This is a genomic window from Streptomyces sp. GL_148 (assembly GCF_057834205.1).
Map to the genome: position 1 here is coordinate 4,796,965 of NZ_CM174396.1, position 13,278 is coordinate 4,810,242.

Consider the following 13,278-nt stretch of genomic DNA (forward strand, 5'->3'; position numbering starts at 1 on the left):
CGTCTCTCCGCGTGGAGTTGGTCGGCCGGAAGGGGCCTGAAGTTCCGGCGATCCACGATCTGTCGATGGCGGGCGGGGTGTGGGGGCGGAACGGGGGCGGGACGGTGGTGGGTTCGCGCCGTCCAGCCGGGCGGGACCGGCCATTCCGCGGGGGCGTTCCCTTTTCTACAAGCGCCCCGGCCCGCCCAGGGACATGATCACGCCGCCACCTCCCGTGGTGATCAACATGCCTGTGATCAAAGGGAGTCGAGCCATGCCCGAGAACGTCCGCACCCCTCGCCGCACCGTCCGCAGTGCCACCCTCCGCAGCGCCGCCCGCCGGAGCGCGCTCTGGCACCGCGCCCTGGCGACCGCTGTGGTCCTGGCCGCGACCGGGACCGTCCTCGCCGCCGCCCCGCAGCCCGCCCAGGCCGCGCTGCCGGCGCAGTCGATAGCCGACCCCGTGCACTACTGGAACGACGTGCTGCAGAACGTCTTCCGCCGGGTCGGCGGCGGGCCCGTCCCGATGGCCCGGGCCGCCGCGATGATGAACGCGGCGATCTACGACGCGGAGTCCTCGTACCAGCTGAAGTGGAAGGGCAAGATCACCTCGGAGCCGTACATCCAGGCGGTGAGCTACGTGGGCTGGGCCGAGGGCCCGGACGAGGAGGAGCGCGTCATCGGCCGTACGGCCTACAACATCCTCCTCGGCCTCTACGGCAACAAGCAGAGCCGCTACGCGGACCAGACGCAGTACCTCGACTCGCGCTTCCGCGAGCGATTCGGCACCGAGCCCACCGCCGGCGACTTCCTCGACCTCTCGGTGGTCGCCGCCATGGTGAAGCAGATGACGGACGCCCGCACCGGCGACGGCTCCGAGAACCCCCAGGTCTACGTGGGGGACAACAAGCCGGGCGCCTGGCGGCCGACGAGCTACCCGGACATGCCCGACGCCTCATGCGACGAGGACAGCGACGCGATCAGCCCGTTCTACGGCCAGGTCAAGCCGTTCTCGCTGACCTCCAGCTCGCAGTTCCGCCCCACCACCCTGGCCCAGTACGGCTCGTACGAGGCCCTGGTGGCGAGCGACGAGTACAAGCGCCAGGTCGAGGCCGTCCGCACGGCAGGCGCCGACAAGCCGACCGCGGCCACCCCGGTGATCAGCCGGACCCCGGACCAGCTCGCCGCGGCCTGGTTCTGGGCCAACGACAACAACGGCACCTACAAGCCGCCGGGCCACATGCTCCAGGCCACCCGCGAGGTCGCCAAGGCCCGCGGCCTGGGGGTCTACGCCAACGCCCGCCTCTTCGCCCTCGTCTCCCTCGCCATGGCCGACACCGGAATCGCGGTCCGCGACGCCAAGTTCGCCACCCCCATCGACCTGTGGCGGCCCGTCTCGGCGATCCGCGAGGGCGGCCTCGACCCCCAGTGGAAGCCGCTCCTGAAGAGCCCGACGGGCGTCAACGTCAGCCCCTGCTTCCCCGCGTACGTCTCCGGCCACGCCTCCTTCGGCGGCGCCTGGGCCGGGGTCATGAAGCGCTACTTCGGCAGCGACGACATCTCCTTCGACCTCACCACCGACGAACCGCAGGCCCCGGTCAAGACCCGCCACTTCACCAGCTTCAGCGCGGCTGGCAAGGAGGACGCCGACAGCCGCATCTGGCTCGGCGTCCACTACCCGTGGGACGCCACGGACGGCCTCGCCATGGGCGAGAAGATCGCGAACCAGGTCTTCACCACCAAGCTCCGCACCCTCTGACCCGGGCCGACGGGCAGAACCCCGCCGCACCCCGGCCGGATGACGTAAGCCTTTCGTCATCCGGCCGGGCCTGGCCCCCGCCCGTGCCCGCGCGTTGAATGCCCATGACGGCCGGACGGCCGGACGGCCGAACGCGAGGAAGGCACGACGAGTGACGCAGAACGCGACGCCGAACCAGCCGCAGCACCCGACGCAGAGCGACCCGCAGACCCCGGCGAAGAGGCAGGGCGGACGCCGCCGGCTCCTGGCCGTGCTGGCCCTCCCCGCGGCCCTCCTGCTGGGCCTCGGCCTGTACTGGTTCCAGCCGTGGAAGCTCTGGCAGGACGCCACGGTCCACGAGTCCCTCCCGGCGGCGGCCCCCTCCGCCGCCGCACCCTCACCCACCGGTTCGCCCGCCGCCGGAGCGGCGCCGGGCACCGCGCCCGCCACCCCGCAGACCCTCGCCCAGGGCGCGCTGATCAGCCACGAGCACGCCACCACCGGCACCGCGAAGCTCATCCGGCTCCCCGACGGCTCCCACACCCTGCGCCTGGAGAACCTCGACACCAGCAACGGCCCGGACCTGCGGGTCTGGCTGACGGACGCCCCGGTGAAGGAGGGCACGGCGGGCTGGCGCGTCTTCGACGACGGCAAGTACGTCAGCCTGGGCAAGCTCAAAGGCAATAAGGGCGACCAGAACTACGCGATCCCGGCCGACGTGAACCCGTCCGACTACGGCAGCATCACCATCTGGTGCGACCGCTTCGACGTCTCCTTCGGTGCGGCGGCCCTGACCAGCGTGTGACCCGCGGTGGCCCGGATGCCACCGTGTCACGCTTGTCCCCGTACCAAGGACGCGTCACGGGCGCGTCGGGATCGGGGGGAACACCGTGGCGGGACCACAAGCACCGGCGAGCCACCTCTCGGGGTACTCCGAGTTGCTCGTCGACGCCTGCGCCACGGGCCGCCGCCTGACCGGCGCGGAGCTGGAGTCACGCCGTGCGGAAGGCGAGCGGGCGGCGGAGGCCGGCCTGCCGCTGCGCGCGCTGATCCGCGATCACCTGGCCGCGGCGCAGCTCGTACGGCCCCTCCCCGCATCCGACCCGCTCCTCGCGGCCGTGGAGCAGGCGGTGGACGCCTTCGTCGAGGGCTACGAACGCGCCCAGCACCAGGCCGTCCGGCAGGAGGAGGCGGCGCGCCGGGAGTTCATCGACGACCTCCTCTACGGCGGCAGCGACCTGGGCCGGCTGGCGGAGCGTGCCGGGCGCTTCGGGCTGCGCCTCTCGCAGTCGCACGGCGTCGCCGTGGCCACCGGCCCCGAGACGTACGGTGACGGCTATCCCATGGCGCGCGGGATCGAGTCGGCGGTCCTCGCCCGGTTCCCGGGCCGGCAGGTCCTGCTGACCACGAAGGACGGCCGGCTGATCTGTGTGGCTCCGGGGGACCAGCCCGAGGTTCTGGAGTACTTCGCGCAGCGGGCGCACGCGGCCACCGACGGCGGCCGGGTCGGGATCGGCCGCTCGCACCCGGGCGCGGGCGGGGTCGTCCACTCCTACGAGGAGGCCCTGAACGCACTCGACCTCGCCCGGCGGATGGACCTGGACGGGCCGGTGCTCCACGCCGTCGACCTGCTCGTCTTCCCGGTGCTGACCCGGGACCGGCAGGCCATGGCCGATCTGGTCGAGAGCACCCTCGGCCCCCTGCGCACCTCCCGCGGCGGCGCCCAGCCGCTCCTGGACACGCTCACCGCCTACTTCGACAGCGGCTGCGTGTCCACCGAGGCGGCCCGGCGCCTCTCGCTCAGCGTGCGCGCGCTGACGTACCGGCTGGACCGCATCCACACCCTGACCCGGGCCGACCCGGCCGACCCGCTGAACCGCTACACGCTCCAGACGGCGGTGATCGGAGCCCGCCTGCTGGGCTGGCCGGGCGGTGACGCGTGACGAGTGACGCGTGACGCGTGACGCGGGCACCGTGCGGTGAAGATCCGTGCGGTGAAGACCCGTGCGATGAAGCCCCGTGCGTCAAAGAGACGTAAAGATTGCCGACGGCAGGCAATGCGCGGAGCACGCCTCAAATGGCACGATGCTGCTGTCCGGCGGAAATACCACTCGGGCGGGGAGGTGCGTTCATGGGTTTGTTTCTTGGTCTCGGCATTGCGGGGATCGCGCTGCTGGCCCTCTCCCTGCTCCTCGACGGCGTGCTGGAAGGCGTCTTCGACGGCGCGCTCAGCGGACTGTTCGACGGCTGGCTGTCCCTTCCGGTGCTCGCGGGCTTCGTTTCGATGCTCGGGTTCACCGGGGCGATCGTGCTCGGGACCACGGGGCTCGGGCCGGGCCCGGCGACCGTCGCGGGCGCCCTCGCGGGAGCCTGCGCGGGCTGGGCGACGTACCGCCTGAGCCGCGGCCTGATGCGGGACCGCAGCGGGACCGCCCCGCACCAGGACTCCCTCCTCGGCTCGACCGGAACCGTGGTCACCGCGATCCCGGCCTCCGGCTACGGCGAGGTCCTCCTGCGCCTGGCCGGCCAGCCGGTGAAGTACGCGGCCACCGCCGAAGGCCCGCTGGCCCGCGGCGCGGAGGTGTGGGTGACGGCGACTCCGTCGTCCACCTCCGTCAGCGTCCGTGCCGTCGAGCACTGAAGAACCGGACCCGTTCACCCAATCCATCACCGATCTGCCCCCACGGGGAGGCAGGGGGGATCCGTCATGAGCCCAGTCGTCATCGCGGTCGTGGGAGTCTTCGTACTCCTCGTCCTGCTCGCCCTGGTCGTCGTCACGCGCTACAAGGTCGCCGGGCCCAGTGAGGCGTTCCTGATCACCGGCCGGCGAGGCAAGAGCTCCACCGACCCGGAGACCGGGCGGATATCCACCGACAACAGCGGCCAGAAGGTCGTGGTCGGCGGCGGAGTCTTCGTCGTCCCCTTCGTCCAGCAGCGCTACACCCTGGACCTCTCCAGCCGTCACATCCCCGTCGCCGTACGCGGCGCGGTCACCCTGCGCGGTATCAAGGCGAACCTCGAAGGCGTCGCGATCGTCAAGGTCGGCGGCAACGAGGACGCCATCCGGGCCGCCGCCCAGCGCTTCCTCCAGCAGCAGGACGGCATCGTCGGCTTCACCCAGGAAGTCCTGTCCGGCGCCCTGCGCGCCATCGTCGGCCGCATGTCGGTGGAGGACATCATCCGCGACCGTGCCGCCTTCGCGGGGCAGGTCGCCGAGGAGGCGGAGGCCAGCCTGTCCGGGCAGGGCCTGGTCCTGGACGCCTTCCAGATCCAGGACATCACCACCGAGGGCTCCTACCTCGAAGACCTCGGCCGTCCCGAGGCCGCCCGCGCCAAGCAGGAAGCCGACATCGCCGAGGCCAACTCCCGCCGCGCCGCCGAACAGGCCCGCCTGAAGGCCGAGGAGGAGATCGCGGTCGCCGAGCGCACCCTGTACCTGCGCCAGGCGGAGATCAAGGCCGAGACCGACGCGGCAGCCGCGCAGGCCAACGCCGCCGGTCCGCTCGCCGAGGCCGACCGTCAGCAGCAGATCCTCGCCGAGCAGGAGAAGGTCGCCGAGCGGCAGGCCGCTCTGACCGACCGCCAGCTCGACACCCAGGTCCGCAAGCCCGCCGACGCCCGCCGCTACGAGGCCGAGCAGGAGGCGGAGGCCAAGCGCGTGGCCCGCGTCAAGCAGGCCGAAGCAGAACGTCTCGCGGCCATCGCCGCCGCCCAGGGCGAGGCCGAGCGCGCCCGCCTCACGGGTGAGGGCGAGAAGCAGCGCCGCTCCGCCCTGGCCGAGGCCGTGCGCCTGGAAGGCGACGCGGATGCCGCGGCCATCCTGGCCAAGGGTTCGGCCGAGGCGGAAGCCATGCGGAAGAAGGCCGAGGCCTTCGAGACGTACGGCGACGCGGCCGTGATCCAGATGATGGTCGAGGCGCTCCCGCAGGTCGTGGCCAAGGCCGCGGAACCCCTGTCCGCCATCGACAAGATGACCGTCATCTCCACCGACGGCGCGAGCAAGCTCTCCCGCACCGTCACCGACAACGTCGCCCAGGGCATGGAGCTCCTGAGCTCCACCACGGGCGTCGACCTGGCCCAGCTCCTGAAGGGCCTCACCGCTCCGAAGGCTTCCGCCGCCCCGGAGACGCCCGCCCAGAACGGGAAGGTCGAGATCACCGGCTGACCCCTGGGGACACGTCCGCGAGGCCCGCTGCCGAGCAGCGGGCCTCGCGGCGCAGTGAGGGTCGTCCTCGCCCCTCCAGCAGCGCGTTGCACGGTCTCGGTCAGCACCTCGACCTTCATCGGGGCGCTCAGATAGGGAAGAAGGGGTTCGGCGTGCCGGTGCGGGCTGTCTCCCAGCATCTGAAGGTGCTGAGGGACACCGGCCTGGTTACCCTGCGGAAGGAGCACCAGGCTCGACACCCTGGCCCGGCTCGCCGAAGAGGCCGAACGGAGCGAGAACCCCTCATGACGACCCCCGCGACCCCGATGGACACCGTCACGCTGGAGCGCCGCATCGCGGCCCGCCCCGAAACCGTCTTCGGCTTCTTCACCGACCGGGAGAAGTGGCTGTCCTGGATGGGCGCCGACGGTACGTTCTCCTTCGAGCCCGGCGGCTCGTACCGCACCCGGGTCACCGGCGAGAATGTCGCCTCCGGCCGCTTCCTCGCCATCGACCCGCCCAAGCGGCTCGTCTTCACCTGGGGCTGGGAGGAGGGCGGCATGCCCGTGGCGGCCGGATCCTCCACCGTGGAGATCACCCTCGAACCCACCGCCGAGGGCACCCTGCTCCGCCTGGTCCACAGCGGCCTGCCGTCCCAGGAGGCGTGCGAGGCGCACGCGGAGGGCTGGCAGCACTACGTCGACCGCCTCGCGCTCCGCGCCGAAGGCGGCGACCCCGGCCCGGACACCTGGATGCAGCAGCCTGCAGGATGACCGGCCGCCCGGCGGTGGCGTGTGCCCGGGGCGCGCGCCCCGGTCCTCGGACCCGTCAGTGGCCTGCGAGAAGTTCGCCGCTGAGGGTTCCGTGCAGGCGGGCGCTGTGCTCGTTCAGGCCCGTGATCTCGACGCTCTTTCCGCGCTCGCGGTACTTGTTCTCGATGGCGTCGAGCGCGGCGACAGAGGACGCGTCCCAGATGTGGGCGGCCGAGAGGTCGATGACGACCTTGTCGGGGTCGCCCGCGTAGTCGAACTGCCCGACCAGGTCGTTGGACGAGGCGAAGAACAGGGCGCCGGTCACGCAGTAGACGACCTGGCCGCCGTCCGGATCGAGGACGGAGGTGACGCTCGCCAGGTGCGCGACCCGCTTGGCGAAGATGACCATCGCGGTGACCGATCCGGCGACGACGCCGACGGCGAGGTTGTGGGTGGCGACCACGCAGGCGACGGTCAGCACCATGACGGTGATCTCGCCGGCCGGCATCCGCTTGAGCGTCTTGGGGGCGATGGAGTGCCAGTCGAAGGTCGCGAGGCAGACCATCACCATGACGGCGACGAGCGCGGCCATCGGAATCCGGGAGACGACGGGCCCGAAGGCGATGCACAGCACCATCAGGAACACACCCGCGAGGAAGGTCGACAGCCGGGTGCGGGCGCCGGACACCTTCACGTTGATCATCGTCTGGCCGATCATGGCGCAGCCGCCCATGCCGCCGAAGAATCCGGTGACGATGTTGGCCACGCCCTGGCCGACGGACTCGCGGGTCTTGCTCGACCGGGTGTCGGTGATCTCGTCGACCAGCTTCGCCGTCATCAGCGACTCCATCAGCCCGACCACCGCCATGGCCAGGGCGTACGGGGCGATGAGCGTGAGGGTGTCCAGGGTGAACGGCACGTCCGGAAGGCCCGGAACCGGCAGCGAGGACGGCAGCGCGCCCTTGTCCCCGACGGTCGGTACCGCGATCCCCGCGGCCACGGTGATGCTGGTGAGGATGACGATGGACACGAGCGGGGCCGGGACGGCCTTGGTGACCTTCGGGAAGAACACCATCAGCCCGAGCCCGCCGGCGAGCAGCGGGTAGACGGCCCACGGCACGTCCCGCATCTCGGGGACCTGGGCCATGAAGACGAGGATGGCGAGGGAGTTGACGAAGCCGACCATCACCGAACGCGGTATGAACCGGATCAGCTTCGCCACCCCGAGCGCCCCGAGGACGATCTGGAAGACGCCGCCGAGGATCACCGCGGCAATGAGGTAACCCAGCCCGTGTTCACGGTTCAGCGGCGCGATCACGAGCGCCACGGCGCCCGTAGCGGCGGAGATCATCGCCGGTCGCCCGCCGACGCACGCGATGACGACGGCCATCGTGAACGAGGAGAACAGCCCGATCGCCGGATCCACCCCGGCGATGACCGAGAACGAGATCGCCTCGGGGATCAGCGCGAGCGCGACCACCAGGCCGCCGAGCACCTCGGTGCGGAACACCTTCGGCGAGAGCCAGGCGGGCCGCGCCGGCCGGCGAAGGCCGTGCGGGCGCGAGGGTCTGGAGGCGGGGGAGGAAGACAAGACGGCACGGACCTCAGGCTCGGGCACACCCCAACCGGCAGGCGGGCGCGCGGAGAAGACGCGAAGACGGAGGTCGCCCGGGCTCCTGGGAGAAGCCGATCAAGATCTTCTCCCAGCTTTCTCCCGAACGATCTCCGGGGACGCAGGAAGGGCCTGACCCGCGATGCGGATCAAGCCCTTGACCTGGTCTTACGAAGTCGGGGTGGCGGGATTTGAACCCACGACCTCTTCGTCCCGAACGAAGCGCGCTGCCAAGCTGCGCTACACCCCGATGTCCACCCTTGCAGCGCTGCTGCCCTGGCGACATCGATTACTTTAGCGGACCCTCGGCCGGAGACGAAATCCGGTTTTCGCGCGGCGGGCGGTAGCGGTCCGCCATGACCAGGGCGAGGCCGAGGGCGTAGAAGGCGACGCCCAGGACCACCGCGTTCAGTGCGACCCTCGCGTAGCCGTACTGGGCGGCGTCGATGAAGGGGTACGTGTACCGGGTCGGGACGTCGGTGGCGAGGAGGGCGCCGCGGATCAGCGCGAAGACCACGTAGAGCAGGGGGTACGCCAGCCACTGCGCGGCGTAGCGCGGGCGCAGGGTGCGGGGGGCGGTCAGGAAGAGGAAGTCCAGGACGGCGCCGATGGGGGTGACCGTGTGGAGGAGCTGGTTGGAGAAGGACTTCGCGCCGGACAGCTTGTCCAGGTCCTCGAGCACGTTGAAGGGGCTCGACGGGTTGGCCAGGACCAGGTGGAAGACCAGCCCGGTGATCAGGATGAAGAGGAGGACGCCGCCCCGCCAGAAGGGGGCCACGTCCGGCTCGCGCCGGTGGACGCGGTGGGCGGAGAGCCCGAAGGTGACCGCGACGAGGATGTTCGTCCAGATCGTGAAGAAGCTCAGGACGACGGGCACGCTGCCGTACGCGCACTCGATGACCAGGCCGGTGACGGCCGCGGCCGCGATCAGCGCGCGGAAGGCGACGGTCGGGAGGCGGAGTGCGGCGGGTGTGATCATCCTGTCAACGTACCCGGAGGACCGGGCCGGACCGCGTCAGGCCTTCGGGGTCAGTGTCAGCAGCGTCGCCTCGGGCGGGCACGCGAAGCGCACCGGGGTGAAGCGGTTGGTCCCGCAGCCCGCCGATACGTGGAGGTAGGCGCGCTGCCCCTCCGTCTCGTGCGTCGAGAGGCCCTTCACCCGCTTCGTGTCCAGGTCGCAGTTGGTGACGAGCGCCCCGTAGAAGGGGATGCACAACTGCCCGCCGTGCGTGTGGCCGGCCAGGATCAGCGGGTACCGGTCGGCGGTGAAGGCCTCGAGGACGCGCAGGTACGGGGCGTGGACGACGGCCATCGAGAAGTCCGCGTCCGCCTCCGGCCCGCCCGCGACCTTCGTGTACCGGTCGCGCTTGATGTGCGGGTCGTCCAGGCCGGTGAAGGCAAGCTCCAGCCCGTCGAGCTTGAGCCGCCCCCGGGTGTTGGTGAGGTTCAGCCAGCCGGCCGCGTCGAAGGCGTCCCGCATCCCCTCCCACGGGTTGTGGACGGCCCCGACGACCGGCGCGTTGCCGTTCAGCCCGTGCCGGCCCTGGGTCTTCTCGATCAGGTAGCGCCCGGGATTGCGCATCCGGGGGCCGTAGTAGTCGTTCGACCCGAAGACGTACACGCCGGGGAACTCCATCAGCGGGCCGAGCGCGTCGAGCACCTCCGGCACGCCCTCCGTGTCGGAGAGGTTGTCGCCCGTGTTCACCACGAAGTCGGGGCGCAGCCCGGCGAGCGACTGCAGCCAGGCGCGCTTCTTGCGCTGCCCGCCGACCATGTGGATGTCCGATACCTGCAGGACGCGCAACGGGCGCATCCCCTGGGGCAGCACGGGGACCGCGACCCGGCGCAGGCGGAAGGACCGGGCTTCGAAACCGGCGGCATAGGCCAGACCGGCGGCCCCCGCCGCGGCGATCCCGGCGGTGACCTTCAGAGGTACTCCGTAACGCGCACGCATGCCCATATGTTCGCAGACCCGGCAAGCACGTCGGGAAACCTGTGGGCGCCCGAGCCCCCGCACCTGGCAGACTCGGGGCATGACCACGCTCAAGGCCAAGCTCCAGGAAGACCTCACCACCGCCATCCGTGCGCGCAACGAGCTCGCCTCGTCCACGCTGCGCCTGACCCTCTCCGCCATCACCAACCAGGAAGTCGCGGGCAAGGAAGCCCGGGTGCTCTCCGACGAGGAAGTCCTCAAGGTGATCGCCAAGGAGGCGAAGAAGCGCCGCGAGGCCGCGGACGCCTTCGCGCAGGGTGGCCGTCCCGAGCAGGCCGCGCGGGAGACCGCCGAGGGCGAGTTCCTCGACACCTACCTCCCCAAGCAGCTCGGCGAGGCCGAGCTCGACGCGATCGTGGCGCAGGCAGTCGAGGAGGCCAGGGCGGCGGGCGCCGAGGGACCGCGGGCCATGGGCGCCGTGATGAAGATCGTGAACCCGAAGGTCGCGGGTCTGGCGGAGGGCGGCCGCGTCGCCGCCGCGGTCAAGAAGCACCTGTCCTAGTACGGGATCCCCGCAAGGGAAACAAGGAGGGCCCCCACCGATCCGGAAACGGATCTGGGGGGCCCTCCCTTCGCTTTTCCTACGGGTCCTAGCCGTTCCCGCCGATGAAGCCCGGCGGGAAGGTGATCCCGCCGAGCGGGTCGTCCCCGCCCGTGCCGCCGTCGGTCCCGCCGGTGGCTCCGGTGGTGGTTCCGGCGGTCTGCCCGCCGGGCCGTCCGTCACCGGGCTTGCCGTCGCGGCCCGGCTTGCCGGGCTTGGTGGGCTTGCCGCTGGGCTTGCCGCCGGGGGTCGGGCTCGGGGTGTCGGCGATGTGCACCGTGACGAAGGTCGGGGCCTCGCGGCCGGAGAGCGCGCCGGAGACGGCCTGCTTCCAGATCGGGCCGGGCAGGCCACCACCGAAGACCTTGTCGTAGTACTGGCCGCCGATGGTGATGTTCTCCATCGACACCTGCTTGGCGCCGCCGGAGCCGACCCAGGTCGCGCCGGACATGTTCGGGGTGTAGCCGACGAACCAGGCGTTGTAGCGGCTGTCGGTGGTACCCGTCTTGCCCGCGTTCTCACGGTCCTTCAGACCCGACTGCTGTCCCGTACCGGAGTCGACCACGCCCAGCAGCAGCGTGTTGATGGTGTCGGCGGTCCGCTCGGTCATCGCACGGCCGCACTTGGACTTCGGGACCGTCAGCGCCTTGCCGTGCGAGTCGGTGATCGACTCGATGGTGACCGGGGTGCAGTACACGCCGCGGTTGGCGAAGGTGGCGTAGGCGTTGGCCATGGTCAGCGGGGACATGCCCTCACTGCCGAGCGCGATGGCCGGGACCTCGGGGAGCTTGGCGCCGTTGGCCGGGATCACGCCGAGCTTGGTGGTCATCTCGGTCACGGGGCACAGGCCCACCTCGGAGATCATCTCCACGAAGTAGGTGTTGACCGACTTGGCCATCGCCTCCTTCATCCCGTACGGGCCGACCTCGGACTCGGTCTCGTTCTCCACCTTGGCCCGGTCGGTGTTGACCCAGGGCTTGTCGCCGCAGGTCCTCACGGGGCTCGGATAGTCCATGTCGTACGGGGACTGGTACATCTTCGTCGGCGGCAGTCCGCCCTCGAGGGCCGCGGCCGCGACGAACGGCTTGAAGGTGGAGCCGGTCGGGAAGCCGAAGTTCGAGCCGCCCATCTTCTTGTCCACCGAGAAGTTGATCTGGGTCTCGTTCTTGCCGAAGCCGTACGGCTTCGACTGCCCCATGGCGAGCACCCGCCCGGTGCCGGGCTGGACGAGGGTGACGGCCGTGGCGACCTTGTCGTCCTGGTCCACGTGGTCCTTGATGGACTCGTTGACGGAGTCCTGGGACTGCGGGTCCAGGGTCGTGCGGACCGTCAGGCCGCCCTGGTTCCAGACCTTCGCCCGCTCCTCGCGGGTCTTTCCGAAGGCGGTGTCGTCGAGGAAGGTGTTGCGCACGAAGTCGCAGAAGAAGCCCGCGCCCTTGACGGCGGTGATGCAGCCGTTCTTCGGCTTGGTCACCTTCAGCTGGACCGGCTTCGCCTTCGCCGCGTCCGCCTCGGCCTGCGAAATATCCTTTATGTCCGCCATGCGCTGGAGGACGACGTTGCGCCGCTTCATCGCCTCCTGCGAGTCGTTCAGCGGGTCGTACCGGCTCGGCGACTGGACCACGCCCGCCAGCAGCGCCGACTCGTCCAGGGTCAGGTCCTTGGCGGACTTGCTGAAGTAGCGGTGGGCGGCGGATTCGATTCCGTACGCCTGCTGGCCGAAGTACGTGATGTTGAGGTAGTTCTCGAGGATCTTCTTCTTCCCGAGCTCCTCCTCGACCTGGATCGAGTACTTCAGCTCGCGGATCTTGCGCCCGAGGCTCTTCTCCTGGGCCTCGCGCACCTTCGTCTCGTCGTCGCCGGCTTCTTCGACGAACACGTTCTTCACGTACTGCTGCGTCAGAGTCGACGCGCCCTGCGCCGCGCCGCCCTCCTGGGCATTGCGGTTGACCGCACGCAGGATGCCCTTGAGGTCGATCGCGCCGTGCTCGTAGAAACGCGAGTCCTCGATCGCGACGATGGCCTTCTGCATGTACGGGGAGATGGCCGTGATCGGGACCACCTGCCGGTCACGCGAATAGACCGTGGCGATCAAGCCACCTTCGGCGTCCAGAATCGTGGTGCGCTGGCTCAACGGTGGCGTCTTGAGATTGGCCGGGATCTCATCAAAGCCTTCGACCGTGCCCTTGGCCGCGAGCCCCAGGGCGCCGGCCCCCGGGATCGCGATCCCCGCGAGTACAACTCCGGAGAGAACGGACACACCGAGGAACTTGGCGGCCTGCTGTGGCCCCGTGAGCCCGCCGCCCGAGCGCTTCTTTCCCATAGAGGGCAGCCTACGTTCTCATTCGCCGGACACGCGCGAATGCCTTGGCCTAAGCTGTCCTCAACTGTCACAGCAGTGCGGTGGGACATCAACCCCTCGGCTTGTTTTTCACCCTTCCCGAATGGGGTGGACGCATGTCCGAATCTCGCCCCCTGTGATCAGCATGCCCCGTCGATTTCACCCAAATCGCCGGAAT

General features: G+C 70.4%; 11 protein-coding genes and 1 tRNA gene. 7 read left to right on the forward strand and 5 right to left on the reverse strand.

The features are described from left to right. Positions 1 to 253 precede the first annotated feature (253 nt). The 6 genes from AC3IYI_RS22200 to AC3IYI_RS22225 all read left to right on the forward strand — a co-directional run bounded on the left by AC3IYI_RS22200 (position 254) and on the right by AC3IYI_RS22225 (position 6,634). The gene (locus AC3IYI_RS22200) at positions 254 to 1,738 is read left to right on the forward strand and encodes a vanadium-dependent haloperoxidase (RefSeq protein WP_489405424.1); all 1,485 of its coding nucleotides are present in this window, start codon (positions 254 to 256) and stop codon (positions 1,736 to 1,738) included. A 244-nt stretch (positions 1,739 to 1,982) separates the two neighbouring features. Next, the gene (locus AC3IYI_RS22205) at positions 1,983 to 2,522 is read left to right on the forward strand and encodes a DM13 domain-containing protein (protein WP_489411615.1); all 540 of its coding nucleotides are present in this window, start codon (positions 1,983 to 1,985) and stop codon (positions 2,520 to 2,522) included. A gap of 85 nt (positions 2,523 to 2,607) precedes the next feature. Continuing rightward, positions 2,608 to 3,660, forward strand: coding sequence for a PucR family transcriptional regulator (locus AC3IYI_RS22210; RefSeq protein ID WP_489405425.1), 1,053 nt, complete (start codon positions 2,608 to 2,610; stop codon positions 3,658 to 3,660). A 188-nt stretch (positions 3,661 to 3,848) separates the two neighbouring features. Continuing rightward, on the forward strand, positions 3,849 to 4,358 hold the full coding sequence (locus AC3IYI_RS22215) for a hypothetical protein (protein WP_489405426.1): 510 nt from the start codon (positions 3,849 to 3,851) through the stop codon (positions 4,356 to 4,358). A 66-nt stretch (positions 4,359 to 4,424) separates the two neighbouring features. Beyond that, the gene (locus tag AC3IYI_RS22220) at positions 4,425 to 5,882 is read left to right on the forward strand and encodes a flotillin family protein (RefSeq protein ID WP_489405427.1); all 1,458 of its coding nucleotides are present in this window, start codon (positions 4,425 to 4,427) and stop codon (positions 5,880 to 5,882) included. A gap of 284 nt (positions 5,883 to 6,166) precedes the next feature. After that, positions 6,167 to 6,634: an SRPBCC family protein gene (locus tag AC3IYI_RS22225; protein ID WP_489405428.1), complete on the forward strand. Its 468-nt coding sequence runs from the start codon at positions 6,167 to 6,169 to the stop codon at positions 6,632 to 6,634. Positions 6,635 to 6,689: 55 nt separating this feature from the next. Here AC3IYI_RS22225 and AC3IYI_RS22230 read toward each other — a convergent pair whose 3' ends face one another. The 4 genes from AC3IYI_RS22230 to AC3IYI_RS22245 all read right to left on the reverse strand — a co-directional run bounded on the left by AC3IYI_RS22230 (position 6,690) and on the right by AC3IYI_RS22245 (position 10,179). Next, positions 6,690 to 8,204 (reverse strand): SulP family inorganic anion transporter, encoded by a 1,515-nt coding sequence (locus tag AC3IYI_RS22230; protein WP_489405429.1) that lies wholly within the window; start codon positions 8,202 to 8,204, stop codon positions 6,690 to 6,692. Positions 8,205 to 8,401: 197 nt separating this feature from the next. Further along, positions 8,402 to 8,475, reverse strand: a tRNA-Pro gene (locus tag AC3IYI_RS22235). 39 nt (positions 8,476 to 8,514) lie between these two features. After that, a complete protein-coding gene (locus AC3IYI_RS22240; protein WP_489405430.1) occupies positions 8,515 to 9,204 on the reverse strand; it encodes a Pr6Pr family membrane protein in 690 nt (229 codons plus the stop codon). Between the two features lie 36 nt (positions 9,205 to 9,240). Continuing rightward, positions 9,241 to 10,179 carry a metallophosphoesterase gene (locus AC3IYI_RS22245; RefSeq protein ID WP_489405431.1) on the reverse strand — a complete coding sequence of 313 codons (939 nt, stop codon included), beginning with the start codon at positions 10,177 to 10,179 and terminating at the stop codon, positions 9,241 to 9,243. A gap of 79 nt (positions 10,180 to 10,258) precedes the next feature. Here AC3IYI_RS22245 and AC3IYI_RS22250 point away from each other — a divergent pair, with 79 nt between their 5' ends. Next, the gene (locus AC3IYI_RS22250) at positions 10,259 to 10,720 is read left to right on the forward strand and encodes a GatB/YqeY domain-containing protein (protein ID WP_399381154.1); all 462 of its coding nucleotides are present in this window, start codon (positions 10,259 to 10,261) and stop codon (positions 10,718 to 10,720) included. An 88-nt stretch (positions 10,721 to 10,808) separates the two neighbouring features. Here the strand turns inward: AC3IYI_RS22250 and AC3IYI_RS22255 are convergent, their stop codons facing one another. Then, positions 10,809 to 13,082: a transglycosylase domain-containing protein gene (locus AC3IYI_RS22255; RefSeq protein ID WP_489405432.1), complete on the reverse strand. Its 2,274-nt coding sequence runs from the start codon at positions 13,080 to 13,082 to the stop codon at positions 10,809 to 10,811. Positions 13,083 to 13,278 lie beyond the last annotated feature (196 nt).

Excerpts from the sequence above, each read along its gene's own strand:
- AC3IYI_RS22200 (WP_489405424.1), top strand. The coding sequence starts at position 254 with ATGCCCGAGAACGTCCGCACCCCTCGCCGCACCGTCCGCAGTGCCACC.
- AC3IYI_RS22215 (WP_489405426.1), top strand. The coding sequence starts at position 3,849 with ATGGGTTTGTTTCTTGGTCTCGGCATTGCGGGGATCGCGCTGCTGGCC.
- AC3IYI_RS22220 (WP_489405427.1), top strand. The coding sequence starts at position 4,425 with ATGAGCCCAGTCGTCATCGCGGTCGTGGGAGTCTTCGTACTCCTCGTC.
- AC3IYI_RS22225 (WP_489405428.1), top strand. The coding sequence starts at position 6,167 with ATGACGACCCCCGCGACCCCGATGGACACCGTCACGCTGGAGCGCCGC.
- AC3IYI_RS22240 (WP_489405430.1), bottom strand. The coding sequence starts at position 9,204 with ATGATCACACCCGCCGCACTCCGCCTCCCGACCGTCGCCTTCCGCGCG.
- AC3IYI_RS22245 (WP_489405431.1), bottom strand. The coding sequence starts at position 10,179 with ATGCGTGCGCGTTACGGAGTACCTCTGAAGGTCACCGCCGGGATCGCC.
- AC3IYI_RS22250 (WP_399381154.1), top strand. The coding sequence starts at position 10,259 with ATGACCACGCTCAAGGCCAAGCTCCAGGAAGACCTCACCACCGCCATC.
- AC3IYI_RS22255 (WP_489405432.1), bottom strand. The coding sequence starts at position 13,082 with ATGGGAAAGAAGCGCTCGGGCGGCGGGCTCACGGGGCCACAGCAGGCC.